Source organism: Candidatus Zixiibacteriota bacterium, from assembly GCA_035574315.1.
Classification (GTDB): domain Bacteria; phylum Desulfobacterota; class Binatia; order UBA9968; family UBA9968; genus DATLYW01.
Map to the genome: position 1 here is coordinate 32,958 of DATLYW010000036.1, position 24,883 is coordinate 57,840.

The following is a 24,883-nucleotide window of genomic DNA, read 5'->3' on the forward strand; positions in this document are numbered from 1 at the left end:
GATGTCCAAGGTTGTCGGAAGAGAGTTGACGCCCGAGCTCTACGAGCGGCTGAGCGGTCGGGAGGTCGCGGCGCACGAGGGGAAAATCATTCCCATTTTTACCCTGGACCCCGCCGGCTGGCCGCATCCGGCGCTGCTGTCGTATTACGAGGTGGTCGCCCGGGACTCCCGGACCGTCGACGTTGCGCTATGGAAAAACAGCTCCACGGCGAACAATCTCCGAAAAACTGGTAAGATCACATTGATGATCACGGACCGTGGGGTCAACTACTACCTCAAAGCAAGGGTGGCGAGGTTCGACGACGAGATGGAGGGAGTGCCCCAGGTTTCTCGGATTCGGCTCGAAACCGAGGAGCTTCTGGAAGATCAGGAGCCGAACGCGGAGATCACGGGTGGAATGACCTACCGGCGTCAAGCGGACCGGCAGGCAAGCGACTTTGCCCTGAAGGTGTTCCATCGATTGCGCGAGGCGAAATGAAGCGTCACCGCCGTCTTTTGAGCGCCGCCGGCCTGATGCTGCTGGCGGTCGCGGGATACGGCTTTTGGAGCTTCGGCAGAGCTCCCAACGAGCCGCCGTACGTGACTGTTCCGGTGCAGCGGGCGAACGTAACGCAGGTGGTCTCCTCGACCGGGACGCTCCAGGCCGTGGTAACGGTCCAGGTCGGGAGCCAGGTTTCAGGGACGATCGACAAGCTGTTCGCGGACTTCAACACCAGGGTCAAGGCGGGACAGGTCGTCGCCCAGTTGAATCAGGACAAGTTCCGGGCCGCGGTGGACCAGGCGAAGGCCAACTTGCTCGCCGCCCGCTCCAATCTCGAGAAATCCAAGGTCGCCCTCCAGGACGCGGAACGGACGCTCACCCGCAACCGCGAGCTCCGCGCCCGGGATCTGATCGCGCAGAGCGAGCTCGACGCGGCCCAGACGGCCTATGACGCCGCCGCGGCGCAGGTCGAGGTGAACAAAGCCCAGGTGGCTCAGGCGCAGGCGGCGTTGAACCAGGCCACCGTCGACCTCAACAACACGGTCATCCGCTCGCCGGTGGATGGCATCGTGATCTCGCGCAACGTCGACGTGGGACAGACAGTGGCCGCCTCGCTCCAGGCGCCGACCCTGTTCACGATCGCCAACGACCTCTCGAAGATGGAGGTGCATACCAACGTCGACGAGGCCGACGTCGGCAACATCCGCGAAAACCAGGAAGTGACCTTCACCGTGGACGCGTTTCCGGCGCGCCGGTTCCGCGGCCGGGTGCACCAGGTGCGCAACGCTCCCACTGTGGTGCAAAACGTGGTGACGTACGACGCGGTGGTGCGGATCGACAACAAGGAGTTGCTGCTCAAGCCGGGGATGACCGCCAACGTCCAGTTCCTGGTGAGCCGGCAGGAAAACGTCCTGACGGTCCCGAACATGGCGATCCGTTTCCGGCCGCCGGAGGAAAAGAACCAGGCCCAGGAGCTGCTCAGGCAGGAGCAGAGCCGCGCCGCCCCGAGGGTCGGGGCGCGCCGGACCAGCCGTTCGGGGGCGGGGGGCGGGCCCCGGGGGCCGCGCATGGTCCGCATTTACGTTCTCAGAGGCGCGAAGGCGGAGCCGGTGGAGGTCGAGCTGGGAATCACCGACGGGTCGAAAACCGAGGTGAGGAGCGGCGACCTCAAGGAGAACGAGCGCGTCATCATCGCCATGGCGAGCGCCGCCAACGGGACTTCGGGCATCGCCAATCCCTTCCAGCCGCCGCCGCAGCCGAGGCGTTTCGGTTTTCGATGAGCGAGGTCATTCGCGTCGAGGAGCTTTACAAGACCTACCGCATGGGGGACGTGGAGGTGCCGGCCCTGCGGGGGATCAATCTCACGGTCGAGCGCGGGGAATTCATTGCGGTGATGGGCTCCTCGGGCTCCGGCAAGTCGACCTTCATGAACATCCTCGGATGTCTTGACCGGCCGACGAGCGGGAGGTATTTCCTCGAAGGCGAGGAGGTCGGCTCGCTCGACCCGGACCAGTGGGCGCACATCCGCAACAAGCGCATCGGCTTCGTGTTCCAGGGCTTCAACCTGCTGCCGCGCACCAGCGCCCTGGAGAACGTGGAGCTGCCGATGATGTACAACGGCTTCGCGGGGCGGGAGCGGCGCGCGCGGGCGATGGAAGTTCTCTCGCTCGTCGGGCTGGAAGAGCGCACCGACCATACGCCGAACCAGCTCTCGGGCGGCCAGCAGCAGCGCGTCGCGATCGCACGCGCCCTGGTCAACCGGCCGTCGCTCATCCTCGCCGACGAGCCCACCGGAAACCTCGATTCGGCGACCAGCGCGGAGATCATGACGCTCTTCCAGAAGCTCAACGTCGAGCAGGGCATCACGATCATCCTGGTGACGCACGAGGCCGACATCGCGGGATATGCGCAGCGGCGGGTCGTCTTCCGCGACGGCGTGATCATCGCAGACCAGAAGAACCCAGCGGCCGCTGCCGGCGGCGACCAGACCCGGGGAGCGCCCCAGGCCCGGAAGGAGTGACCCCATGTGGTTCATGACGTTCCGGATCGCGCTGCGCGCGCTCGGCCGCAACAAGCTGCGAGCGTTTCTGACGATGCTCGGCATCATCATCGGCGTCGGCGCGGTCATCGCGATGGTGGCGATCGGTGAGGGCGCAAAAGCGACCATCCGGGCGCAGATCGCGAGCCTCGGGACCAACGTCCTGATGATCGTCCCGGGCACCGTCACCCAGGGCGGGGTCCGGTTCGGGGCCGGCGGGGTCACCACATTGGTCGAGGCGGACGCCAGAGCGATCATGAGCGAGGTCCCGGCGGTGGCTTTCGCCTCGCCCGCGCTCCGCCGCTTCGAGCAGACCGTTGCCGGCAACCTGAACTGGGGGACGCTGATTCAGGGCGTGGCGCCCGAGTATCAGCAGATCCGCGACTGGCCGGTGGTCGAAGGCCGCTTTCTCAACGACGGGGACGTCGAAAACGCCGCCAAGGTCGCCGTAATCGGGCAGACGATCGTCGACAGCCTGTTCGGGAACGACGATCCCATCGACGCGGTCATCCGCATCCGCAACATCCCGTTCCGGGTCGTCGGGGTGCTCGGCCCCAAGGGACAGAGCAGCCAGGGAACCGATCAGGACGACACCATCCTCATCCCGTACACGACGATGCAGAAGCGGTTGATGCGCATCACGCACCTGCAGAGCATCATCGTCTCGGCCGTCAGCGCCGATCGCGTGGAGGAAGCCAAGGAGCAGATCACCGCGCTGTTGCGCCAGCGCCACCGCATCGGTCCCGATCGCGACGACGACTTCACGATCCGCAATCTCTCCGACATCGCGGAAGCCGCCTCGACGAGCGCTCACGTGATGGCCGTGTTGCTGGGGAGCGTGGCGTCGATATCGCTTCTGGTGGGCGGCATCGGAATCATGAACATCATGCTGGTCTCGGTGACGGAGCGGACTCGCGAGATCGGCATCCGGATGGCGGTGGGCGCCCGCGGGCGCGACATCATGCTCCAGTTCCTGGTCGAGGCGGTGGTGATGGCGGCGACCGGAGGCCTGCTCGGCATCCTCCTCGGGATCGGCAGCTCCCAGATCCTCAAGAGCTGGGCGCACTGGCCGACGCTCGTCAGCCCCCACATCGTCGCCGTGGCCTTCATTTTCTCCGGCGCGGTCGGCGTCTTCTTCGGCTTCTATCCGGCCAAAAAGGCGGCCAACCTCGATCCGATCGAAGCGCTGCGGTACGAGTGAGCGGCGCGGCCCTCGGCGAGCCGCCCGCAAAGGCCGGCCTCAGAGCGGCGGGCCCGAAACCAGCTCGAAGTCGATTTCCCCGCGAAACGCGGTGATGCGCGTCACCTTGATCCGGACGCGGTCGCCGAGGCGGAACTTGCGCCCGTGGCGGCGGCCTTTGATGACGTATTCCTTCTCGTAATAGTGGTAGTCGTCGTCGGTCAGCGTGGAGAGGCGCACGAGGCCTTCGACGAAGTAGTCCTCGAGCTCGACGAAGAAGCCGAAGCCTGCGAGGCGTGTGATGAAGCCCGCGAATTCCTCGCCCAGCTTGTCCATCATGAACTGCGCCTTCTTGAGATCGATCATCTCCCGCTCCGCGTCCATGGCGTTGCGCTCGCGCTCCGAGGTGTGCCTGCCGGCCTCGTCGAGGTAGCGGAGGAGCTCGTCGCGCTCGCTCGGCCTGAGTCTGGTGCCCTGCAGCAAGCGCTCGAGCATCCGGTGGACGATCAGATCCGGGTAACGCCGTATCGGTGAGGTGAAATGCGTGTAGCACGTCGAAGCGAGCCCGAAGTGGCCGATGTTCTCCGGCTGGTAGTGCGCCTGCTTCATCGCGCGCAGCAGGACGTGGTTGACGACCTTCTCTTCGGGCTTGCCGCGGCAGGCCTCGAGCACCCGCTGCACCTCCGTGGGGGCGAGCTTCTCCCGCTTGACGGGAAGTCGGTAGCCGAGGCTCGCGAGAAACGGCGCGATCGCCTCGACCGCCTGCGGGTCGGGTCCTTCGTGCACCCGGTACAGCAGCGGAAAATGATGCTCGGTGAGGTGGCGGGCGACGGCCTCATTGGCGGAAATCATGAACTCCTCGATGATCCGGTGGGCGATGTTGCGCTCGGCGCGGACGATGTTTTCCGGGACTCCCTGGAGATCGAGCACGATCTCCGCTTCCGGGAGATCGAAGTCGAGGCTGCCTCTCGCCCGACGCCGCTCGCAGAGCAGGAGCGCCAGCTCTTCCATCAGCCGGAACTGCCCCACCAGATCGCGGCAGCGCGCGGTGGCCTCGGCGTCGCCGTCCCCGAGGATCCGGGCGACCTCGGTATAGGTCATGCGGGCGCGGCTGCGGATCACGGAGCTCAGGAAACGGCTTCGCGTGATCTCGCCTCTGGCACCGATTTCCAGCGCGACCGTCTTGGTCAAGCGGTCTTCGCCGGGATTCAGGCTGCAGATCCCGTTCGAGAGAACTTCAGGGAGCATCGGGAGCGCGCGGTCGGGAAAGTAGACGCTGGTGCCCCGAGCGTAGGCCTCTTCGTCGAGCGCGCTCTGCGGCCGCACGTAAAACGCGACGTCCGCGATCGACACGAACAGCTCGTAGCGCCCGTCCTTTTTCCGGACGTGGACCGCGTCGTCGAAATCGCGCGCGTTCTCTCCATCGATCGTCACGAACGCGAGCGAGCGCAGATCGGCCCGCGCCGCGATCTCGGGGGCCGGGATCTCGAACCGGCAAGCCGCGGCCTCGCGCCGGGCCGCTTCCGAAAACGCAGGGCTCAGGCCGTAGCGGTAGACGATGGAACGAACGTGGGTCTCCGGATCGTCGGCGTCGCCCACGATCTCGACCAGAACGGCCTCAGGCGCCGAGAAGGCGGTGCCGTAGCGCGCGATCTCCGCCGCGATCACCTTCCCCTCCGGCGGTCGGAGAGCCGACGGCCGGAGCGAGATCATCGGCGCGATCCTGGCGTCCATGGGAATCACAAAAGGCCGTCCGTCGATCTCCCGGTAGGTCCCGACCACCCGTTTCTGGCCGCGTTCGAGGATCTGGATGACGCGGGCCTCGAAGCCGGCGCGCTCCCTGCGGTCGGCGCGCGCCACGACCCGGTCCCCGTGCATCAGCCGCCGCATCTCGCGCCGGCTGAGGTAGAGATCGGCGATGCTTTTGTCCTCGGGGATGAGGAACCCGTAGCCGTCGGGGTGGGCGTGAACCCGCCCGACGACCAGGTGGCGGCGATCGGGAAGCGCATAATGGTTTTTCTTGAGCCGCACCAGCCGTCCTTCGCGGCAGAGCGCTCTCAGGGCGTCGACGACGGCCTGAAGATCCTTGGGCGCAAAACCCCCGCGTCTTTGAATCTCGGCGGGCGTCAGCCGCAGCCTGGGATTGCGCGCGAACAGGGCGAGGATTTTCTCCGTCGCGGAGTTCCGCGCGGAGGGGCGGTCTTGCGATCCGGGTAACGCGGGCATACTCAAGCATCTATCGGCGATCGGGGCTTTGCAAGCCGCGAGACCGCTCTCGGCGACCGTTCGATCGGTTCAAGCCGTTCAACCGCTGCGCTCCGTTCAGGCCGCGCCCAGAGCTTCGAGGAGAACGACCGGGGGCCGAAGGCCGGCACGAACGAAAACCGGGAACCGGCAGGAACTGGAAACCGGAAAGTAGCTAGAAGCCGTTTTCCATGTCGTCGAGCTCTTTCATCAGCCAGTCGTCCGAAGAATCGACGGGTTCGGGGGGCTCGACGAGAGGAATTTCGCTCTTCAAAGAAGCCACGATCCGGCGGGCGGTCTCGACGAAATCGGGGACCACCAGAAGCACGATAACCGCGCGCCTGCGGTCGACCGTGCGGACGATGCCGACGTGCTCGTACGACTCGAAGATGAACTTGACGTAGGCGATATGCTCCGGGAGGGTTTCGAGGTAGATCGTCTCGAGCTTCATCGGACTCGGCACCCGGCTGGGCTCTCCAGGTCCCCGTCTCGGATCGCCGGCTTCCCTGCGGGCGGTTCAGGAGAGCCGCTCCACGACCGTCGCGATTCCCTGGCCCACGCCGATGCACATGGTCGCCAGGCCGTAGCGGCTGCCGCGCTTTTGCATCTCGTGAAGCAGCGTGGTCATGATTCTCGCGCCGCTGCAGCCGAGCGGGTGGCCCAGCGCGATGGCGCCGCCGTTGACGTTGAGCTTCGCCGGATCGATTTCCAGCTCGCGCACGCAAGCCAGCACCTGGGACGCGAAGGCCTCGTTCAGCTCGACGAGGTCGATCTGGTCCATGCGCAAGCCGGCGCGGCGCAGCGCCTTTTGCGACGCCGGAATCGGGCCGATGCCCATGTAGTCGGGGTGGACGCCGGCCGCGGCCGACGCGATGATACGCGCGAGCGGTTTGAGCCTGAGCTGCTCGGCTTTTTGCGGCGTGGCGATCAGGAGCGCCGCGGCGCCGTCGGAGAGCGGCGAGGAGTTGCCGGCGGTGACGCTTCCGCCCTTCCTGAAGGAGGGCGGAAGCGCCGCGAGCTTTTCCATGGAGGTATCGGCGCGCGGCCCCTCGTCCCTGTCGCACACCACCGGCGCTCCTTTTCGTTGCGGGATCTCCACCGGGACGATCTCGTCTTTCAGGCGCCCCGTCTGCTGCGCGCGGATCGCCTTTTGATGGCTTCCCAGCGCGAACTCGTCCTGCTCCTTGCGGCCGATGCCGTATTTGTCGGCGACGTTTTCGGCGGTTTCCCCGTTGTTGATCAATGAATAGAGCTCGGCCATGCGGGGGTTGGGAAAACGCCAGCCGAGGGAGCTGTCGTAAACGGTGACGTCGCCGCGCTGAAACGCGACCGATGGCTTTCCCATCACCCAGGGTCCCCGGGTCATGCTTTCGACCCCGCCGGCGACGAACAGATCGCCGTGATCCGTCTCGACCGCCCGCCCGGCCTGAACGATCGCCTCCAGACCGGAGCCGCACAGCCGGTTCACCGTAACGCCGGGAACGGTATAAGGCAGCCCCGCGAGCAAGGCGGCGTTGCGCGCCACGTTACGGGAGTCTTCCCCGGCCTGATTCGTGCAACCGAAATAGACGTCCTCGATTTCCGCCTTGTCGACACCGCTCTGCTCGAGCAGCCTGGCGATGACGTGAGCCGCGAGGTCGTCGGTGCGGATGTCCTTGAGGATGCCGCCGTGACGTCCCATGGGCGTGCGCACGGCTCTGACGATGACCGCCTCTCTCATGTGGGCTCCTCTCCGTCGCGGTAAGAATAAAACCCCTTGCCCGCGGTCTCTCCGACGAAGCCTGCCGCGACCATTTTCTTCAGGAGCGGAGCGGGCCGGTAGCGGTCGTCTCCCGTTTCCCGCAGCAGCCCTTCGAGAACGGCGAGCACCTCGTCCAGGCCGATCTCGTCGCCCCAGCGCAGCGGCCCCTTCGGATAGTTGACCCCGAGCCGCATGGCAAGGTCGATCTCGTCCGCCGCCGCAACGCCTTCCTCCAGCGCGCGCGCGGCCTCGTTGATGATCAGGCTGAGGATACGCGGGAACGTCAGGCCGGCCGCATCCTTGACGCGGACGGTCTCCTTGCCGAGCGCCTTGAAGAAGTCCTCCGCCGCGCGGATCGCGGTCTCGGCGCTGCGCAGCCCTCCCGCCACCTCCACCAGCTTTCTCTCCTTCAGCGGCCGGAACGTCGCGAACCCGACGACCCTGGCGGGGTTTTTCACCGCCCCGGAGGCCTGCTCCGTCACGCAGGCGCTCAGGCACGAAGTGACGATCACCGAGGAGGCGCCGAGCACGGCGTCGAGCTGCTCCACGTTCGCTTTCTTGCGGTGGAGATCTCCGGCCCCGGCGTCGACGACCAGGGGTACCGCCGCGCCGACGGATGCCGCACCGGCCGCCGCGGACGCCTCCCATCCGTGCGCGCGCGCGAGCGCGATGAGCTCCTGGGCCAGGCGATTCTCGCCGAGGACGACGACGCTATTTCTTGTCATAGACGTAAAAGCCGCGGCCGGTCTTGCGCCCCAGATGGCCGCCCATCATCATCCGCTGCTGGAGGGGGCTCGGGCGGAACCTCGGGTCTTCGAAGAAGGAGCGGTAAAGCGATTCGGTCGCCGCGTAGTTGATGTCGATGCCGATCAGGTCCATCAGCTCGAAGGGCCCCATGCGGAAGTTGCCCGCCTCCTTCATGACGCGATCGATCGTTTCCACCTGCGCGTCGCCGCTGCCGAGGATTTGCAGCGCCTCGTTGTAGAACGGGCGCGCCACGCGGTTGACGATGAATCCGGGAGTGTCCTTGGCGCGGACCGGGGTCTTTCCCATCTGGCGCACCAGCTCCGTCGCGCGCTCGACCGTCTCGGGCGCGGTGCGCTCTCCGCGGACGACCTCGACCAGAGCCATCAGCGGCGGCGGGTTGAAGAAATGCAACCCCAAAATCCGCTGCGGGTGCCGCGCCCCGGCCGCAATCGCGGTGACGGAAAGGGAAGAGGTATTGGTCGCGATCAACGTCGTCTCGGCGCAAAGGCCGTCCACTTGCCTGAAGATGTCCCGCTTGAGGTCGAGCCTTTCCGGCGCCGCCTCGATGATCAGGTCGCACCCCGCGAAGTCCTCGAGCCGGGTCTTCCCTTCGAGCCGCCCCAGGATCTCCGCTTCCTGCTCCGCGCTGAGCTTGCCGCGCTCACGGCTTCCCTCCAGGAAACTCCGGATCCGTTCCAGTCCCTTGTCCACGAGCTCCTGCGAAACATCGTAAAGCAGGGTTCGGAAACCGGCCTGGGCTGCGACCTGGGCGATTCCCGCCCCCATCGTTCCGGCACCCAGAACGCCGATTTTTTCTTTCTTGTCGGTCATGTCGTATCGTCCGAATCCGGCGGCCGGATCCGGGGATCGGCCCCGAGCTATTTCCCCCTGAACACCGGCGCTCTTTTTTCCAGAAACGCCCGCACTCCCTCGTCATAGTCGGCGGTACGGCCGGCGATCTCCTGGAGATAGGCCTCGTACTCCAGGTCCGCCTCGAGATCCCGCAGCATGGCATGGTTCAGCGCCCGCTTAATCAGGCCGGCGCCCCGAGGCGCGCGCGCCACCGTCTCGGCGACCGCCCGGGCCGAAGCGGCGAACTCCGCCGCAGGGAAAACCTTGGCAACGAGGCCGATACGCTGCGCCTCGCGGGCGTCCACGGTCTCGCCGAGCAGGAGCAGCTCCATCGCCTTGCTCAGGCCCACCAGGCGGGGAAGGATGAAGCTTCCCCCCGAGTCGGGCGCGAGCCCGACCCGGATGAACGACTGGATGAACTTCGCCTCTTCCGACGCGACCCGCAAGTCGCAGGCAAGGGCCAGGTTGCACCCCGCGCCGGCCGCGACGCCGTTGACCGCGGCCAGCACGATCTTTTCCATCTGGCGGATCGAGCGGATCATGGGGTTGTATCTCTCCCGCAGCGACTCTCCCAGGGATCCTTTTTGTTCCGGCGTGCGCCCCTTCAGATCCTGCCCGGCGCAGAACGCGCGACCGGCGCCGGTGATCATCACGCAGCGGATTTCGTCGTCCCGCTCGGCGTCTTTCAGGGCGGCGAGCACCTCCTGGTTCATCTGCGGCACGAAGGCGTTGAGCGCGTGCGGCCGGTTGAGGGTGATCGTGGCTACGCCGTTCGCCTTTTCCACGACGATGGTCTCGTATCCCGCCATACCGATGAACCGCCTCACCTCCCCTTGAATTGCGGCTTGCGCTTCTCGAGAAACGCCTTCATGCCTTCGGTGCGGTCTTCCGAGGCGAACAGCAAATAAAACGACTTCCGCTCGAACTCCAACCCTTCGTCGAGCGCCGTGTTGGCGGCCTTGAGCACGGCTTCCTTGGCGGCCTTGACGGCAAGGGGCGGTTTCGCGGCGATCTTTGCCGCGAGGTTCTTGGCGACCTCGAGCAACAATTCGACCGGCACGACGCGGTTCACCAGGCCCAGGCGCTCGGCCTCGGCGGCTCCGATCGGCTCGCCGGTGAGCACCATTTCCATGGCGCGGAATTTTCCGACCACCCGGGCGAGCCGCTGGGTACCGCCGCTGCCGGGAATGATGCCGAGGTTCACTTCCGGCTGTCCGAACCGAGCCGTTTCCGAGGCGACGATGATGTCGCAGCTCATCGCCAGCTCGCAGCCGCCGCCGAGCGCAAAGCCGCTGACCGCCGCGATCAGCGGCTTCCCGATGCGGTTGATCCGGTCGCGATACGCCAGCCGTTCGCGAATGAGGTCGTCGAAAGGACCGCGTTCCGCCATCTCCTTGATGTCGGCCCCGGCGGCAAAAACCCTGGTTCCTCCGGTGATCACGATGGCGCGGACGGCGGGATCGGCGTCGAGTGCTTCCAGCGCCGTGCACAGGTCCCGGATCAACCCGTAGGAAAGGGCGTTGAGCTGCTGCGGCCGGTTGAGGGTGACGACCGCGACGGGCCCGTCGATTTCGACGACGACGTTCTCGAATTCCATGGAGCTCGGCCTTCTACACATACACCATGCCCCGCGGCGAATCAAGAAAAGCGCGGCGCCGAAGCTCGCGCCGGGCGGGCGGAAACCTTTGGCCGCCGCAGAATTGACACCCCAGGACCGATCTGCGAAGATGGTCAAGATCATCATGTCCAGCCGCCTCGAGGGTGTCACCCGGCAGCACGACGAAAAGCTGCGCCAGATCCTGAAAGTCGCGGCGCGAATCTTTGCCGAGAAGGGATTCCACAGAACGTCCGTGCGGGACATCTCGCGCGCGACGCGGATGAGCCTCGCGGGACTCTACTATTACTTCACCACGAAGGAAGAGCTGCTCTATCTGATCCAGGCACGTTGCTTCGAGACGCTGCTCCAGCGCTGGGAAAGCGCGGCCGCCAGCAGCCTCGACGTGCGGGCCAGGATCCGTATCTTCGCCGAGAACCACCTGAGCTTTTTCCTTCACAACATGCATGAAATGAAGGTCATGGCCCACGAGGACGAGTCGCTGACGGGTGAGTTCCAGGAGCGCGTCCTCGTGCTCAAGCGGCGCTACGTCAAAGTGTTGATGGACCTGATCGCCGAGCTCCAAAAGCGGCAGGGCGAAAAGACTCTGGACCTGCGCGTGGCCACGTTCGCGCTTTTCGGCATGATGAACTGGATCTACACGTGGTATCAACCGAAGCGGGATCTGCCGTTTCCCCAGTTGATCGAGCAGATGCTCCGCGTCTATTTTTTCGGCATCCTGAACGGCGACAAGGTCGACGCCCCGTGGTTCACGGCGGCGGCGGTCGGCGCGGGGAAAGAAGCCTTCTCGCTGTGGCGGCCGCTCACCTAGGTCGCGGCCGAGGGAGGGAGCGATGCTACGCGTGGGAGAGCGGGCGCCGGACTTCACGCTGCCGGGGGTTTTCCGGGGAAAGGTCTCCGATTACTCCCTGAGGCAGTACCGCGGCCGCTGGCTCGTGCTCTTTTTTTATCCCGCCGATTTCACGTTCATCTGCCCGACGGAGGTGACGGGTTTCAGCCGCATGGCGGCGGAGTTCCGCGCCGAGGGGGCGGAGATCCTCGGGGTGAGCGTCGATTCCGTCGAGAGCCACCGGCAGTGGGTCGAAGAGCTGGGCGGCGTCGATTATCCGTTGCTGAGCGACGAGGCCAAGCGGGTGAGCGCGAGCTACGGGGTGCTGAACGAAAGGGAAGGCGTAGCGCTGCGCGCGACCTTCATCATCAATCCTGCGGGCGAGATCGCCTACGCGGTCGCCAGCCACACCAACGTCGGGCGCAGCGTGGAGGAAACGCTGCGCGTGCTGAAAGCGCTGCGCACCGAACGGCTCTGCCCTTCCGGCTGGAAACCGGGCGAGCCCACGGGCGATCTGGGCCTCAAGTATTGAGCAATGGCGCTGGAGGCGATCGCCCGCAAAAAGGAGGTGATCGAAAGCCGGGCTCGCATCCGCGAGTTCGTGTTCGGAATCCAGGACGGGTTGATCAGCACCGTAGGGCTGCTGGCGGGAATTCAGGGGGCGACGGAAAGCGGCGCAGTGGTGTTGATCACCGGCTTGACGGCGATGTTCTCAGGAGCCATCTCGATGGCCGCCGGATCCTACCTTTCCTCCGGCGCGCAGAAGGAGATCTTCGACAAGGAATTGCGGGACGCGGAAGCGCTGGCCGAGCGGGAGCCGTACCTGGCCGCGGAGGGGCTGATGAAGGCTTTGAGCCAGGAAGGCCTGGCGCGCGAGCAGAGCTACCGGATCGTCAAGGCGCTGCTGCGCGAAGAGCAGGTGTTTCTGAGGACTTTCCAGGAAAAGGTCTTCGGTCTCGGCTCGGCGGAAATCAATCAGCCCTTCCAGGCGGCCCTGGTGATGGGACTGTCGTTTGCCGTCGGCGCCGTGATCCCCATCCTCCCGTATCTGTTCTTTTCCGGAATGGCAGCGCTCTACGCGTCGATCGCGCTCTCAGCGTTCACGCTCTTCGGCGTCGGCTTCTTCAAAGGGCGGCTGGCGGCCAAGTCGCCGCTCGCCTCCGGGCTGCAGTTCTTCACGATCGCGGTCGGGGCGGCGGTCCTGGGATACCTCATCGGTATCGTCGTCCAGTACTTTTTTCCGCAGGTCACGATTCCGGCGGGGTAGAGCCCGTCGAGTCGTCTCCCGCCAGGCCGTATTTTTTCAGCTTGTAACGAAGGGCCCGCTCCGTGATGCCGAGGAGATCCGCGGCGCGGGTCTGAACGCCGCCGGCGCGAGCCAGCGCCTCCTTGATCATCCGGCGCTCCAGCCCCTCGACGGCAGCAGTGAGCCGGGCGGGGAGCGGCTCCTTTTCCTCCTGCGCTTCGATCGTCAGCGGCAGATCGGCCCGGCCGATGACATCGCCGCGGCTGAGAACCACCGCGCGCTCGATGAGGTTTTCCAGCTCGCGGACGTTCCCGGGATAGTCGTAGCGGAGCAGCGCCTCGCGGGCCTCGCGGCTGAAGCCGCGAATCGGTTTGCGGTTTTTTTCCGCAAAGCGCTTGAGGAAATGGTCCATCAAAGCCGGAAGATCCTGCTTGCGATCGCGTAGCGGCGGCAGCAGGATCGTTACGACGTTGAGGCGGTAGTAAAGGTCGTCGCGGAACCGCCCGGCTTTCATCAGCGACTCGAGGTCGCGGTGCGTCGCCGAAAGAATTCGCACGTCCACCTTGATCGGGCGGCTCGAGCCGACGCGCTCGAACTCGCGCTCCTGCAGCACCCGGAGGAGCTTAGCCTGCAGGTGCAGCGGCAGGTCGCCGATTTCGTCGAGAAAAAGGGTCCCGCCGTCGGCGAGCTCGAACCGGCCTTTGCGTGCAGCGACCGCTCCGGTAAACGCGCCTTTCTCGTGGCCGAACAGCTCCGACTCGAGCAGAGTTTCCGGCAGCGCCGCGCAGTTGACCCGTACCAGGGGACGCGACGCCCGCGGGCTGGCGTAGTGGATCGCCTTGGCGATCAGCTCCTTTCCGGTGCCGCTCTCGCCCCGGATGAGCACGGTCGCCTCGCTCGCCGCAACGCGGCGCACGAGGGAGACGACCTCGAGCATCTGCCCGCTTTCGCCGATGATCCCCTCGATCCGGTGGCGGGCCTGGAGTTCCTCGCGCAGCGCCCGGTTCTCGGCATAGAGCCGGTGCCGCTCCCCGATCAGCCGGATTTTTTGCAGCAGCTCCTCGAGGTGGAGGGGCTTGGTGAGATAGTCCGCCGCTCCCGCCTTCATCGCCGAGACCGCCATGTCGATGTTGCCGAACGCCGTGACGACGATGACATGGGTTTCCGGATCGATCTCCCGCGCGGCTTTGAGCAGCTCCAGCCCGGACAGTCCCGGCATGCGCTGATCCGTCAGGATCAGCTCCACCGGCTCGCGGCGAAACAGCGCCAGCGCTTCTTCGCCGCCGGCGGCCTCCAGGACCTCGTAGCCCTGCTTGCGCAGAAAGCCGCAGACCAGCTCGCGCTGGGCGATTTCGTCATCGACCACCAGGATACGAAAACGTTCCGCCATCAGCTTTCGCTCGCTTCCCGAGGCAGAAAAACACAAAACCGAGCGCCGCGCGAGGGGGCGCTCTCCACGGAGACCCGGCCTCCATGCGCCTCCGCGATGCGGCGGACGATCGAGAGACCGATGCCCGAACCGCCCGGCTTGGTGGTGTAGTAGGGCTCGAAGATCTTCTCCCGGACCTCCGGCGCGATTCCCGGCCCTTCATCCGCCACCTCGAGCCGAAGGAATCGCCGGTCGGCGGCCGCCTCCACGGTCAGCCGGCCGCCGTCGGGCATCGCCTGGATTCCGTTCAGGATCAGGTTGAGCAGCATCTGCTTGAGATGATTCCGGTCGGCCCGGATCGCCGGGAGCCCCGCCGGGACCTTGAGCTCGATTTGCACCCCGGCCGCGCTCGCGTCCCCGGCCATCAGCTCGCGGACTTCGGCGAGCAGCGGCGGCACCGCGATCTTTTCTGGATTCAATGACAGCGGCCGGGCGAGCGACAGAAACTGCTCCACCGTCGCGTTGAGCCGGCGAACCTCTCCCAGGATGATCTCCAGGAAACGGGCATACTCGTCGCGGTCGTTCGCCGGCGAGAACTCCGCTTGGAGCCGCTGCAGGCCGACGGCGATGGCGTTCAGCGGATTGCGAATTTCATGGGCGACGGTTGCGGCGAGGTTGCCGAGCTGGGAAAGCCGCTCCCGCCGGTCGATCTCGCTCTGAAGCGAGCGAACCTTCCTCAGGTGCGTTTGCTGGTTGTAGAAGATGGCGCCCATTCCCAGGACACCTGCGGCGAGCACGGCGAGGCCGAAAGCGACCATCGAGCGCAGGCTCTGGCGCCAGGCCGTTTCCACGGGCCGCAGCGACAGCCCGATCTCCAGGAAGCCCAGCAGCGATCCGCCGACGCTGACGGCTTTCACGACGTCGTAGTGGCGGCTTCCGTCCTTCCCTTCAGCAATCCGGTAAGCAGGCCCGCCGTCCGGCGGGATTCGGGTGAGCAAGGGGTCCTCGCTTCGCTGATCGACCCGGCGCGCATCGGTGTGCGCGAGGATCTTGAAGTCACGGTCGATCAGGGCGATGTGCTCGATATCGGAGCGCCGTCCCAGCTCTTCGATCTGCTTTTGCACCTCGATCTCTTTTCGGAAGTTGAGGATGTAGTCGGCGTTGGCGTGCACGGCGATGATGCCGGGGAAGCTGCTCGCGCCGATCGCGACCCCGAAAACGCTGCCTTCCCAGAATTTCCGTTCGGCGACCTGCGGAACGGGTTGACTCCTGTCCTGAGCGGGGCCCCAGCGGCGGCCCCACATGAACATCATCGGTCCGTGCGGTCCTGCGGCAGAAGGTCCGGGCGCGTGCGCTCGCCTGTGCTGCATCATCATCCGGCGCATGCGCCTTCCAGGAAGCTCGTCGGGAGGAAGCGGTCGGCCGCGCGAATCGAGCAGCTCGATCTTCTGCAGGCGATTCACCGCCGCCACGTCCTCGAGCGCCGCCTGGTCGACCGGAGGAAAAGCCAGGAGGCGATCGATGAGCCGGGCGTTGTCGAGCAGGCGCTGGGCGATGAGGTCTTCGAGAAGGCGGTTCCCCAGCACCGCGCTGCGGACGTTGGTCTCGACGGCATCGGCCAGAGCGAGCCCCTTGGCTTGCGCCTGCCGCAGCAGCTCGTCCTGCAGTCGTCGCGCTTCGGAGTAGACGTAGGCCGAGACCAGCGCCAGGAGCAGAAGAACGGAAAAAATGAAGTGGCGGGGCAGAATGATTTTCCGCATACCAGACCGAATTATCGCGGACTCCGGGTTCCCGGCTCGCGATTCGAGACCGGGACGTGAACCACCGAACTGAGGAATAATGAACCGTTCTGCGCGCGGCTTGAAGGTTCCAGGCTCTTGCTCGAACGCGGGCAGAAAGTCTCGGCCCGAGCGATCCAGCCGCGATCCTCACGTGCCGACGAGCTCACGGCGGTTCATTATACTAAGAAGCTCATCGGCAGGTAGACTCCCATCGAAAGCGGAGCGGGCCCTGGAGAATAACGGTTCCTGGTTTGCGGTTTTCAGCCGAACCTTGAACTTTTGAACGATTGAACCGCCGCGAAGCGGAGCGCTCGAAGGCTCCCGGTCACGAGATGCCATGCCCGCATACTTACGCGAACTCGCCATCAGTTGATACGGCGGGGCCGATCAAAAGCAAGGGCCCCGAGAGGCCCCCGGGCTGCTCCGGGGGCCTTCTCGCGGAACGTTCTTCAGCCGCGGCGCCACGGTCCCCCGAAGGGCATCACGTTACCGAACGGATTGACGTGCAGCGTGCGTACCTCGCCGGCCTCGTTTTTCAGCTCCACGGAATACATCGTGTGGAACCGGCCGGTAAAGGGAAGCACGCGTTCGACGGTGAAGCCTTTGAGGTACCGGTCCGCGTACGCGGTCGCCAGCTCCTTGGCCTTCTCCTCGGTGATCGTCTCGGCCGCCGCGCCGGGCGCGCCCGCGCAGGGCGGAGCGCCCTGCATCCAGCCGCGGCCCGCGCCGCGCATCATGCCCGGACCCATGCCGCCGCCAGGCCCGCGCCACTGGGCTCCGGCAACGCCGGCCGCGAGGGCCACGCCGCTTGCCAGCGCAATCGCCCCCAGCAATCTTTTCATGGCTCGTTTCCCCCTTTCCTGTCTGGTCTCGCCCCAGGAAGAGGGCAATCGGCATGCCAGGGGGGAGATCGGCCAACCCCGCGGCGGCGCGATACTTTTTTCGCGCGGTCGCGGCGGAAATCGCCGCGTTCGTCGATTCCTCGACGAAAACGTCGAAAGCGAAGCAGCCGTCAGTCGAGCAGTCGGCGCAGCACGGCGAGATTTCGCCGGTCTTCCCTGAGATCCGGACCCTTGGGGGTCTCCAGACACATCGGGAGTCCCCAGAAGCGCTTGTCGTTGACCAGGAGGCGAAAGGCTTCGAGCCCGATCTTCCCCTTGCCGATGTGCTCGTGGCGGTCGACGCGCGAGTTCAGCTCCCGCTTCGAGTCGTTCAAGTGGAAGGCGGCGAGCCGCTCCAGGCCGATCAGCTCGTCGAACTCGGCGAAGGTGCGCTCGTAACCGTCCCGGGTGCGGATGTCGTAGCCGGCGGCGAAAGCGTGCTCGGTGTCGAAGCAGACGCGCAGCCGCTCGCCCTCGCGCGTCGCGTCGATGATGTCGCGCACCTGCTCGAAGCGGTAGCCGAGATTCGAACCCTGTCCGGCCGTGATCTCGAGCGTGACCTTGACCGCGTAGCCGGGACAGGCCGCGTGGATCTCGTCGAGCGAGCGGGCGATCAGCCGGATGCCTTCGCGCTCGCCCGCGCCCATGTGCGCGCCGGGGTGGGCGACCAGGTTGGAAATCCCCAGCCGTTCGCAGCGCTCGACCTCGTCGATGAAAGCCGCCACGGATTTTTTCCTCAGCCGCGCGTCCGGCGACCCCAGGTTCAGAAGATAGGAGTCGTGGGCGATGACGGCGGCGATGCCGGTCTCCCGGCGGTGCCGGGCGAAAAGCTCGATCTCCTCCCGGCTGTAGGGTGGAGCGGCCCATTGCCGCGACGATTTCGTGAAGATCTGGATCGCGTCGCAGCGCACCTTGGCGCCGCGGAGGAGCGCGTTGCTCACGCCGCCGGCAATCGACATGTGGGCGCCGAGCAAAGGGCCGCGTCTCCCTGCCGCGATGGTCTTCACGAGCCTCCCTTCGAGTTGTCGGAACCGCTCGAGCGGAGCGACCGGCCGGTGCCCTATTCCTGAAAATGACGGCGCTCGACGAGCGGCAGCGAGATGCTCCCGGCGCTCAGCAACCGGTCGTGGAAATCCCGCAGCCGGAAGCGCGAGCCCAGGCGCGCCTGCTCCCGCGAGCGCAGCCGGTTGATGATCGACCAGCCGAGCGCGTAACCCATCGGCCCGGCCGGCGACTGGCTGTACCAGTTGAGATCGGCGTGGGCCAGGGGCCGCGGAAAGCCGAGCTCCCGGACCATCAGCTCGGCCGCTTCGTCGTAGGTCATGCCGCCCGTCTGCGTCTTGACGTCGATGACGATGCGCAGCGCCCGCCACAGGCGGTCCTTGAGCATGACAAAGCGGTGCTCTTCGGTTCCGAGAAATCCTTGCTCCTGCATGAGCTGCTCGCAGTACAAGGCCCAGCCTTCGTAAAAAACCGAGGACTCGTTCGTCAAGCGTGGCAGCGTCGAGGCGGTCGGGATCGAGTTGGCGATCGAGAACTGCAGGTGATGCCCGGGATAGCTTTCGTGAACCGAGGTGTTCTCCAGACCCACCCAGTTGTGCTCGCGCAGCAGCTCTTCGTCCGCGGCGGGCGTCACGTAATAGTAGCCGACCTGCTCCGGATCCCTGGGCGACGGCGAGAGGTAGGCGGCAAAGGGGATCTCGTGGCGCCGGAACTCCGGTGTGTAGACCACCCGCAGCTCCTCCCTGGGCGGGAACGAGACCAGATCGTTTTCCCGCACGAACTCTCGCGCGGCGCGCATCGCCTTCTGGTAGGCGGCGAGCAGCTCGCCCGGGCCGGGATGGCGCTCCTGGATCATGCGCGTCACGTCGGCGATGCTCTTCCCGGGGGCGAGCTCGTCGGCGAGCGCCGCCAGGCTCTTCCGGGTCTCGATCAGCAGCGCTTCTCCGAGGGCGAGAAGAGCCGCGGAGTCCAGGGCGAGGAAGTGCTTCTTGGCGAGCAGCAGCTCGTAGTGCTCCCGCCCGACGGCGTAAGCGCCCGAGCTTCGCGGCAGGAGGTCGGCCTCGAGAAAAGAAGCGAAGTCCTTGACCGCTTCGCGCGCTTTCTCGACGGCCGCGCGAAGCTCCTCGGGGTTTTTCACTTCCGCCCGGACTTTCGGATGTTCGAGCAGGGAGTCGAGAAAGCTCAAGGCGCCCCTTGCGCCTTCGATCGCCATCTCGGTCCAGAGCTTCGGCGGGTTAGCCTCCGGGCGGCTGAGATTGTGAATCCCCTGGCGGATCAGCCCGGGCGCCCGCTCGAGCCGGCCCCGGAGGCTTGCGGGAAAATCGCGGGTCGGGCGGACGGTCAGGATGTAGATCGCTTCGATCGGCGAATAGATGTCCGGCTGGCGGAGTCGGTAGTCTTCCTTTCGGCGCTCGTAGCTCTCGATCGTCAGCCGGCCCTCGAGGAGCGCATGGTCGATGGCCTCGTCGGGGTCGAGCCCCTCCGCGGGGATGCGCCGCAGGGCGTCGAGCGATTCCGCAACGAAGCTTTTCTCCGCGGCGTAAGCGTCGTCGCTGTAGTCGTTCAGGAGGTGATCGTAGCCATCGACGCCGTAGTAGATCGCCTCGGTCGGGTGGAGGTCGAAGTAGCGGCGGAAGTAGCGGGCGCAGAAATCGGTGAACGCGGACATGTCATTCGCATATCATCTCGATCGCCCCGGCGCAATTTTTCCGGGCGCGGGGGATTTGTAAACTCGCGGCCGGATGCTATAAAAGGCGCCAGTGGAGGCGACCATGGCGAACCGCTGGCTGTTCAAGACCGAGCCGAGCGCGTACTCCTTTCAGCAGTTGCAGAGGGACGGAAAGACCGTCTGGGACGGTGTCAAGAACAATCTCGCGCTCAAGAACCTGAAGGAGGTCAAGAAGGGCGATCCGATCATCATCTACCACACGGGCGACGAGAAGGCCGCGGTGGGAACGGCGCGGGCTTCGAGCGGCGCGTATCCGGACCCGGAGAAGAAGGACCCGAAGCTGCTCGTGGTCGAGATCGAGGCCGGAAAGGCGTTTGCGAAACCGGTTACGCTGGGACAGATCAAGGCTCACCCCAGGCTTGCAAGGTTCGATCTGGTCCGTCTGCCGCGTCTTTCGGTGATGCCGGTGACCGACGAACAGTGGAAGATCATCGAAGAGATGGCCAGGCGATGAAACACAAACACGGCAACGAGCACGGTCGGACCGCCGAGACCGGACACCGCCACGATCACCAAGGGCACGCGGCGCACGGCCCCGGCCACAAGACGCATTTTCACGATCCGGAGCACGCCGCCGAGTACCACCGGCGCTCCGCGGCGGGAGGCATTCGCGCCGCGCTCACGGAGAAGCTCGTCGAGATGCTGGCATTGGAGGGCGGGGAGACGGTTCTCGATCTCGCCACGGGGACCGGGCGCGCGGCCCGATCGGTGGCGGCGCGCCTGACGTCGGGAACGGTCGTCGGCGTCGATCAGGCGATGGCGATGCTCCAGACCGGTCGCGAAGAGAAGATCGAGGCCTATCATGTCGTCGCCGGCGAAGCCGGGCGGTTGCCTTTCAAGACGGGCGTGTTCGATCGTGCCTTCGTTACCTTCGCGCTCCACCATTTCGGGGATCCCGAACAGGTGGCGCGCGAGGTGCTGCGCGTGCTCAAGAACGGGGGCACGTTCGTGGTGCTCGATCCGGTCGTGAAAGAAGCGAAGGACGCGGTCGACGTCGCGCTCGAGGCGAGGATCAACCAGGTCTTTCGTCGGACGCACGGGAGCGATTTTCGCTTCCACACGGCGAGCGGCATCCAGCGATTGCTGCTCAAGGCCGGCTATCGCATCGTTCGAGGCACGGTCGTGAGCTATCCCTTCGATCAGGAAGGGATGGACGGCGTCCCCACGGGGCGCCACTGGCTGGAGGCCGCGGAGGAGCTGGAACGGGAGGCGCCGGCTCTGGCGCAGCGAATGCGCGAGAGCTACTTCACATGGCACAGCCACGGCGACCACGTGCACGTCAAGGGGAGCTTCTCCTATGCTCTCGTATGCGCGCAAAAGCCGGCGTGAGTGAAACCGCGGTTCAATCGCTCAAAAAGCTCGAGGTTCGATAAAAACCGGACACCGGAAGCAGGAAACGGGCCCGGCCGGCTTTCGATGGAGGTCTATCTCGCAAGACGCTCGTAAGCCTGTGGGCGCCGGAGACTGGATACCGGATCCGACCGGGAGGAGCCATCCGTTGGACAGAGCCGACTTTCGCAAGTTCTATCGGGACGCGCATGCGGTCAGCTGCCTCACCGAGCGTGAAAAGATGCTGATCGGCCTCGCCGTGGCGATGGTACGCCTGTGCGATCCGTGAGTGGAGCGACGCCTTGCGGACGCAAGGAAAGCAGGCATGACGGAAGAAGAGCTCGACGCGGCCGTCGACGTGATCGCGGCGGTGGACGCGGGCGTGCTGCAGTCGCTGAATCAGCGGATCAAGCAACGGCAGCGGGGATAGTGCGGAGACCGCGCAGGCGGTTCGGAACCGCTCCAGGGAAAGGGATGCGATATCGGCCGGTTGTCCTGGCCGCGGCGCTGTCCGGCGGCTTGTTTCCAGTCGCCTCGGCCGTCGGTCAGCCGAGCGTTCCCGCGGGCGAATCGCCGGAAGTGCGAATCGTCAAGGAACGGGACTCCACGGTGATCGTGCTGGCCGGCGTGGGTCCGGTCGACAAGCAGGGGCGGCTCGCGGCGCCCGGTGACTTCGCCGGGCAGTTCAAGCAGGCGTGGGAAAATGTCCGGCTCCTTGCCGCCGGCGCCGGAAGTCCGCTCCGCAACATCGTGAGCGTGACCGTCTACCTGGCCAGGCCCGAGCTCCGGGAGGAGTTCGACAGACTGCAGGAGGAGACCTTCCAGGGCTGGCGGCCGGTCACCACGTTCGCGGTGGCCGGGGCGCTGCGCGTTCCCGGAGCGCTACTCGAAATCCACGCCGTGGCGGTCGTCAACCAACCCCGGCGGCGGTAGCTTCGAAAACCCCTGCGATTTCGCTCTTGAAGCGCGCCGCCGCAGGTGTTAATGAAGACACTACCCTGCGCGTGGTCGCATAGCTCAGCTGGTTAGAGCGCTCGCCTCACATGCGAGAGGTCGCAGGTTCGAGTCCTGCTGCGACCACCACCATTCCAAACGGCCTCTATTTCAACCGCTTGCTGCAAAATGTAGCGCGCCGGCGGTCGGGCAAAACCCGCATCGGTGCTTGCGCCGGCCCTCCCCCCGCCTGCCTCTCCCCGAAGCATACCTCCACCTTCCAGCGGAAGCACCACTCGGACATCGCACGCATGTATTCCTGATAGTCTTCGCGACAGAAAAAGTCGCCTGACGGCGATTGCCCCGCCGCGTGACGCGACGAGGTAGCGGCGCTACGGCCCGGGCAAATCCCTACCATGCGGCGACGCTGTGACAGCGCAATCTCCGAAGTCAAGAATTATGTATGGCGTTCCCGGAATTCCTACTCCGGCCAGGTCACGTGACAGCAGCCATCCGCAAACAAAGTCCGTAACGCCTGGCCACGGGCCCGAGCCGTGCCTTACAAGAATGTCAATAGTAAAGAGTCGACCCCAAGCTCCGCAGATGCGCCTCTTGACAACCAGCCTTCTAATGGGTGACCCCAAATCACCGAATCCACTCTTGAGGAATCTAAAGCCTGCTCCTCTATCTGGACACTATCTGACACGAGCCCTTAAAATCCCTCGCTAAATTTAGGGAATTCCGCGGGTGCCGGCTGGTGTTCTTTGTCCAGAAAACTGGCTGGGATTTGGAAATGGAGTTCCGACGACTTCCTCAAGGATCAACTGGCAGATCGGCATTTCAGGGTATAGGGTTATCGGATTGGAACCTAGATTTTTTATTTCGAGCGTGAGCGGACCTTTCCAACCTGCGTGGACGGTGGGCGCCGTGAAATGAACCAATAAACCGCAACGAGCAAAGGAGCTTTTGCCTTCGATGCGAGCGGCGAGTACCCTTGGTCCAGTTAAGGGCAATTCCACCTCCTCCTGGGTCGATCCCAACACGAACGCGTTGGGCTGGAGAGCAAAGCCACCAACCGGATCGATCTGAACGTGGTTGCAATTACGGCTTAGAAAACTTGCGAGCCCCGGATTTCTTAGATCGTACGTGAAAGACCCTGAGATCGGAATGGAAAGCGTGGGCCCGAGCCGGAGATCGACGGAGGTTGTGTCATATGGGCATGGTGCAGGATTAACGGCTAAAGGTTTGCGGGGCTGAGGCTCTGGCTTTATAACTAAAAGCCCTTGGTCTATTGCCTTCTGGATTTCGAGGTTACTGAGAATCATCGCGCGGGATTAAAGCGGCACAACACTCTCCCTAGGGACAGTTATACATCTCGACGAAACCTCTAGGGGGCTAACAGGCAGATAAACGAGATAAGCGTTGGCGCTTTGATCTAAGACGATTACCCTAATCAAGTTCCTGTCCGGTCGGAAAACGTCCGCCGAATCTGGAACAAACATCGAGATCTTACGTCCGTCAACAGTCGCAGCCTCTACAGCCTTTTCTCCCGGAAGCATTCCACTGGTGACACTTGTACATTTTAGCCAATAATCGCGGCCTTCCATAGTTTCTCCTTTCTCGGAATGGTGAGCTAATATGCATGATTTGCTTAGCTTGTCAAGCAGGCAATTTTAGTGCCAATCGCTACATTTATACAGAACAGAGTTTCATTCTACGAAAGCGGCAGGGTTCGTAGCGGGTGCGGGCCAACGCCGCGTCCGCTGCATACACCGCCTCCCGCTCGTCCGCCGTCAGATCCGAACAGCTCAAACGCCACGTCATCTAATCGACCGAAGTGAAGGCGCACGCACCAGTTCCACTTGCCTCGGCAGAGTCGCAAAAAGAGGTTTAGGCATTTCGTCATAGGTGCGACCGCCCAACTCGCGTCCGGTTAAATCTTTCCGCACACCGCCCCATTGCTTGAAGAAAAACGGCACCTTTGCTTTCCGGCACTGTCGGTAAAGTGCCCTAATCCATTCGATCCGCATCGGGCGCGCACCCGGCCCGGACTCGCCGCCCACGATCACCCAGTGGACACCGTCCAATAGCAGGTTGTCGAGCGGTCCAATCATTGGTTCGCATGATATGAACCGCAGTGCGGCAGGCACGGCGCGAAGGTCTTTGATTCGATACAGCGCCCGTGCGTTCTCGATACTGACGCCCATCCAGATGTTGAACGGCCAGTCGAGTTTCGGCGCAAGTTCCCGCAGCCGGGCACTGCGTTTGGTCAAAACCTGAAACGTGTGCTGAGGGCAATCGCGCATCGTGGCGAATACGCGCTGGATAAACTCCAGCGGCACGCGGTCGTGAAACAGATCGCTCATTGAGTTGACGAAGATCAGCCGCGGTTCACGCCGCCGCTTGGGTAACTCAATCAGATCGGGATGCAGCGTGACCTTGAATCCGTTCCGGTAGCGCGTATTGCCCATTGCCTGCAGCCGTAGCGCCAGCCGTTCGGCGTAACAATGCTTGCAACCCGCGCTGACCTTCGAGCAGCCGCTCACCGGATTCCACGTCGCCTCAGTCCATTTAGGGGAGGGGATATGGGGTCACCTATGAAAAAGGATGTCAAGGGCAAGGATCTCCGTTGCGGTTCCGGCTCTCCTTGGAGTCTCGCAGGACTATCTGTCAGTCACCTATTCGTGCTCTCTGGCACACAATTGCATTGGACGCCAGCCGCGCAATCAAATCTCAAGCCTCTCCACCCGATCAGGTAGCGGCCATGACCCCTGGGCGCTGGCCGGCAGCCGTTTTGTCTATGGGCCGAAAGGCTTCTCCTTTCTTTAACATCGCATAGATCGCTTTGAGCATAGCTCGCGCCACGGCGACCCGCGCAGTATTGCG

23 protein-coding genes and 1 tRNA gene are annotated in these 24,883 nt (G+C 64.7%); 11 read left to right on the forward strand and 13 right to left on the reverse strand.

Annotated elements, in window-relative coordinates:
• Position 1 precedes the first annotated feature (1 nt).
• Genes VNN77_12560 through VNN77_12575 form a run of 4 tightly spaced genes read left to right on the forward strand, consistent with a single transcriptional unit; the run spans position 2 to position 3,720 of the window.
• Positions 2–478, forward strand: coding sequence for a hypothetical protein (locus tag VNN77_12560; protein ID HXG52220.1), 477 nt, complete (start codon positions 2–4; stop codon positions 476–478).
• Positions 475–1,761 carry an efflux RND transporter periplasmic adaptor subunit gene (locus tag VNN77_12565; protein HXG52221.1) on the forward strand — a complete coding sequence of 429 codons (1,287 nt, stop codon included), beginning with the start codon at positions 475–477 and terminating at the stop codon, positions 1,759–1,761. The genes VNN77_12560 and VNN77_12565 overlap by 4 nt, the downstream gene beginning before the upstream one ends.
• Complete coding sequence (locus tag VNN77_12570) at positions 1,758–2,501, forward strand: ABC transporter ATP-binding protein (protein ID HXG52222.1); 744 nt, start codon at positions 1,758–1,760, stop codon at positions 2,499–2,501. The genes VNN77_12565 and VNN77_12570 overlap by 4 nt, the downstream gene beginning before the upstream one ends.
• 4 nt (positions 2,502–2,505) lie before the next feature.
• Entirely contained in the window at positions 2,506–3,720 is a 1,215-nt protein-coding gene (locus VNN77_12575; protein ID HXG52223.1) for an ABC transporter permease, read from the forward strand.
• A 39-nt stretch (positions 3,721–3,759) separates the two neighbouring features.
• Here the strand turns inward: VNN77_12575 and rnr are convergent, their stop codons facing one another.
• From rnr to VNN77_12610, 7 genes are all read right to left on the reverse strand, one after another.
• Positions 3,760–5,925, reverse strand: coding sequence for a ribonuclease R (rnr, locus tag VNN77_12580; GenBank protein ID HXG52224.1), 2,166 nt, complete (start codon positions 5,923–5,925; stop codon positions 3,760–3,762).
• A 193-nt stretch (positions 5,926–6,118) separates the two neighbouring features.
• Positions 6,119–6,394, reverse strand: coding sequence for a DUF4911 domain-containing protein (locus VNN77_12585; protein ID HXG52225.1), 276 nt, complete (start codon positions 6,392–6,394; stop codon positions 6,119–6,121).
• A 66-nt stretch (positions 6,395–6,460) separates the two neighbouring features.
• On the reverse strand, positions 6,461–7,663 hold the full coding sequence (locus VNN77_12590) for a thiolase family protein (protein ID HXG52226.1): 1,203 nt from the start codon (positions 7,661–7,663) through the stop codon (positions 6,461–6,463).
• Complete coding sequence (locus tag VNN77_12595) at positions 7,660–8,409, reverse strand: 3-hydroxyacyl-CoA dehydrogenase family protein (GenBank protein ID HXG52227.1); 750 nt, start codon at positions 8,407–8,409, stop codon at positions 7,660–7,662. The genes VNN77_12590 and VNN77_12595 overlap by 4 nt, the downstream gene beginning before the upstream one ends.
• Positions 8,396–9,262 (reverse strand): 3-hydroxyacyl-CoA dehydrogenase NAD-binding domain-containing protein, encoded by an 867-nt coding sequence (locus VNN77_12600; GenBank protein HXG52228.1) that lies wholly within the window; start codon positions 9,260–9,262, stop codon positions 8,396–8,398. The genes VNN77_12595 and VNN77_12600 overlap by 14 nt, the downstream gene beginning before the upstream one ends.
• 47 nt (positions 9,263–9,309) lie before the next feature.
• Entirely contained in the window at positions 9,310–10,092 is a 783-nt protein-coding gene (locus VNN77_12605; protein HXG52229.1) for an enoyl-CoA hydratase-related protein, read from the reverse strand.
• A gap of 14 nt (positions 10,093–10,106) precedes the next feature.
• On the reverse strand, positions 10,107–10,880 hold the full coding sequence (locus tag VNN77_12610) for an enoyl-CoA hydratase-related protein (protein HXG52230.1): 774 nt from the start codon (positions 10,878–10,880) through the stop codon (positions 10,107–10,109).
• Positions 10,881–11,010: 130 nt separating this feature from the next.
• Between VNN77_12610 and VNN77_12615 the strand changes: the two genes are divergently transcribed.
• From VNN77_12615 to VNN77_12625, 3 genes are read left to right on the forward strand one after another with little or no spacing between them, the layout of a single operon-like run.
• Positions 11,011–11,709 (forward strand): TetR/AcrR family transcriptional regulator, encoded by a 699-nt coding sequence (locus VNN77_12615; protein ID HXG52231.1) that lies wholly within the window; start codon positions 11,011–11,013, stop codon positions 11,707–11,709.
• A 22-nt stretch (positions 11,710–11,731) separates the two neighbouring features.
• Positions 11,732–12,259, forward strand: coding sequence for a peroxiredoxin (locus tag VNN77_12620; GenBank protein HXG52232.1), 528 nt, complete (start codon positions 11,732–11,734; stop codon positions 12,257–12,259).
• Positions 12,260–12,262: 3 nt separating this feature from the next.
• On the forward strand, positions 12,263–12,994 hold the full coding sequence (locus tag VNN77_12625; protein HXG52233.1) for a VIT1/CCC1 transporter family protein: 732 nt from the start codon (positions 12,263–12,265) through the stop codon (positions 12,992–12,994).
• On the opposite strand, the gene VNN77_12630 is transcribed toward VNN77_12625, so the two are convergent.
• The 5 genes from VNN77_12630 to VNN77_12650 form a co-directional block, all read right to left on the reverse strand.
• Positions 12,975–14,363, reverse strand: coding sequence for a sigma-54 dependent transcriptional regulator (locus tag VNN77_12630; protein HXG52234.1), 1,389 nt, complete (start codon positions 14,361–14,363; stop codon positions 12,975–12,977). The two genes, VNN77_12625 and VNN77_12630, sit on opposite strands and share 20 nt — an antisense overlap.
• Complete coding sequence (locus tag VNN77_12635; protein HXG52235.1) at positions 14,363–16,102, reverse strand: ATP-binding protein; 1,740 nt, start codon at positions 16,100–16,102, stop codon at positions 14,363–14,365. Before VNN77_12635 ends, VNN77_12630 begins: the two co-directional genes overlap by 1 nt.
• Positions 16,103–16,572: 470 nt before the next feature.
• Entirely contained in the window at positions 16,573–16,965 is a 393-nt protein-coding gene (locus VNN77_12640; GenBank protein ID HXG52236.1) for a PepSY domain-containing protein, read from the reverse strand.
• Positions 16,966–17,135: 170 nt separating this feature from the next.
• A complete protein-coding gene (locus VNN77_12645; protein HXG52237.1) occupies positions 17,136–18,002 on the reverse strand; it encodes a deoxyribonuclease IV in 867 nt (288 codons plus the stop codon).
• A gap of 62 nt (positions 18,003–18,064) precedes the next feature.
• Entirely contained in the window at positions 18,065–19,675 is a 1,611-nt protein-coding gene (locus VNN77_12650; protein ID HXG52238.1) for a DUF885 domain-containing protein, read from the reverse strand.
• Positions 19,676–19,778: 103 nt separating this feature from the next.
• On the opposite strand from VNN77_12650, the gene VNN77_12655 reads away from it, so the two are divergent.
• The 4 genes from VNN77_12655 (at position 19,779) to VNN77_12670 (ending at position 22,147) form a co-directional block, all read left to right on the forward strand.
• On the forward strand, positions 19,779–20,189 hold the full coding sequence (locus VNN77_12655; GenBank protein HXG52239.1) for an EVE domain-containing protein: 411 nt from the start codon (positions 19,779–19,781) through the stop codon (positions 20,187–20,189).
• Positions 20,186–21,064: a methyltransferase domain-containing protein gene (locus VNN77_12660; GenBank protein ID HXG52240.1), complete on the forward strand. Its 879-nt coding sequence runs from the start codon at positions 20,186–20,188 to the stop codon at positions 21,062–21,064. Before VNN77_12655 ends, VNN77_12660 begins: the two co-directional genes overlap by 4 nt.
• 474 nt (positions 21,065–21,538) lie before the next feature.
• On the forward strand, positions 21,539–21,997 hold the full coding sequence (locus tag VNN77_12665) for a RidA family protein (protein HXG52241.1): 459 nt from the start codon (positions 21,539–21,541) through the stop codon (positions 21,995–21,997).
• A 73-nt stretch (positions 21,998–22,070) separates the two neighbouring features.
• Positions 22,071–22,147 (forward strand) — tRNA-Val (locus tag VNN77_12670).
• 1,670 nt (positions 22,148–23,817) lie between these two features.
• Here VNN77_12670 and VNN77_12675 read toward each other — a convergent pair.
• On the reverse strand, positions 23,818–24,582 hold the full coding sequence (locus VNN77_12675; protein HXG52242.1) for a phage Gp37/Gp68 family protein: 765 nt from the start codon (positions 24,580–24,582) through the stop codon (positions 23,818–23,820).
• Between the last annotated feature and the right edge of the window lie 301 nt (positions 24,583–24,883).

What these genes read in the sequence shown, in the direction of transcription:
- VNN77_12570 (HXG52222.1), top strand. Translation starts at nt 1,758, where the DNA reads ATGAGCGAGGTCATTCGCGTCGAGGAGCTTTACAAGACCTACCGCATG.
- VNN77_12615 (HXG52231.1), top strand. Translation starts at nt 11,011, where the DNA reads ATGGTCAAGATCATCATGTCCAGCCGCCTCGAGGGTGTCACCCGGCAG.
- VNN77_12620 (HXG52232.1), top strand. Translation starts at nt 11,732, where the DNA reads ATGCTACGCGTGGGAGAGCGGGCGCCGGACTTCACGCTGCCGGGGGTT.
- VNN77_12585 (HXG52225.1), bottom strand. Translation starts at nt 6,394, where the DNA reads ATGAAGCTCGAGACGATCTACCTCGAAACCCTCCCGGAGCATATCGCC.
- VNN77_12650 (HXG52238.1), bottom strand. Translation starts at nt 19,675, where the DNA reads ATGTCCGCGTTCACCGATTTCTGCGCCCGCTACTTCCGCCGCTACTTC.
- VNN77_12565 (HXG52221.1), top strand. Translation starts at nt 475, where the DNA reads ATGAAGCGTCACCGCCGTCTTTTGAGCGCCGCCGGCCTGATGCTGCTG.
- VNN77_12575 (HXG52223.1), top strand. Translation starts at nt 2,506, where the DNA reads ATGTGGTTCATGACGTTCCGGATCGCGCTGCGCGCGCTCGGCCGCAAC.
- VNN77_12655 (HXG52239.1), top strand. Translation starts at nt 19,779, where the DNA reads ATGGCGAACCGCTGGCTGTTCAAGACCGAGCCGAGCGCGTACTCCTTT.
- VNN77_12660 (HXG52240.1), top strand. Translation starts at nt 20,186, where the DNA reads ATGAAACACAAACACGGCAACGAGCACGGTCGGACCGCCGAGACCGGA.
- VNN77_12610 (HXG52230.1), bottom strand. Translation starts at nt 10,880, where the DNA reads ATGGAATTCGAGAACGTCGTCGTCGAAATCGACGGGCCCGTCGCGGTC.
- rnr (HXG52224.1), bottom strand. Translation starts at nt 5,925, where the DNA reads ATGCCCGCGTTACCCGGATCGCAAGACCGCCCCTCCGCGCGGAACTCC.
- VNN77_12590 (HXG52226.1), bottom strand. Translation starts at nt 7,663, where the DNA reads ATGAGAGAGGCGGTCATCGTCAGAGCCGTGCGCACGCCCATGGGACGT.
- VNN77_12665 (HXG52241.1), top strand. Translation starts at nt 21,539, where the DNA reads ATGCGATATCGGCCGGTTGTCCTGGCCGCGGCGCTGTCCGGCGGCTTG.
- VNN77_12630 (HXG52234.1), bottom strand. Translation starts at nt 14,363, where the DNA reads ATGGCGGAACGTTTTCGTATCCTGGTGGTCGATGACGAAATCGCCCAG.
- VNN77_12595 (HXG52227.1), bottom strand. Translation starts at nt 8,409, where the DNA reads ATGACAAGAAATAGCGTCGTCGTCCTCGGCGAGAATCGCCTGGCCCAG.
- VNN77_12635 (HXG52235.1), bottom strand. Translation starts at nt 16,102, where the DNA reads ATGCGGAAAATCATTCTGCCCCGCCACTTCATTTTTTCCGTTCTTCTG.
- VNN77_12600 (HXG52228.1), bottom strand. Translation starts at nt 9,262, where the DNA reads ATGACCGACAAGAAAGAAAAAATCGGCGTTCTGGGTGCCGGAACGATG.
- VNN77_12640 (HXG52236.1), bottom strand. Translation starts at nt 16,965, where the DNA reads ATGAAAAGATTGCTGGGGGCGATTGCGCTGGCAAGCGGCGTGGCCCTC.
- VNN77_12605 (HXG52229.1), bottom strand. Translation starts at nt 10,092, where the DNA reads ATGGCGGGATACGAGACCATCGTCGTGGAAAAGGCGAACGGCGTAGCC.
- VNN77_12625 (HXG52233.1), top strand. Translation starts at nt 12,263, where the DNA reads ATGGCGCTGGAGGCGATCGCCCGCAAAAAGGAGGTGATCGAAAGCCGG.
- VNN77_12560 (HXG52220.1), top strand. Translation starts at nt 2, where the DNA reads ATGTCCAAGGTTGTCGGAAGAGAGTTGACGCCCGAGCTCTACGAGCGG.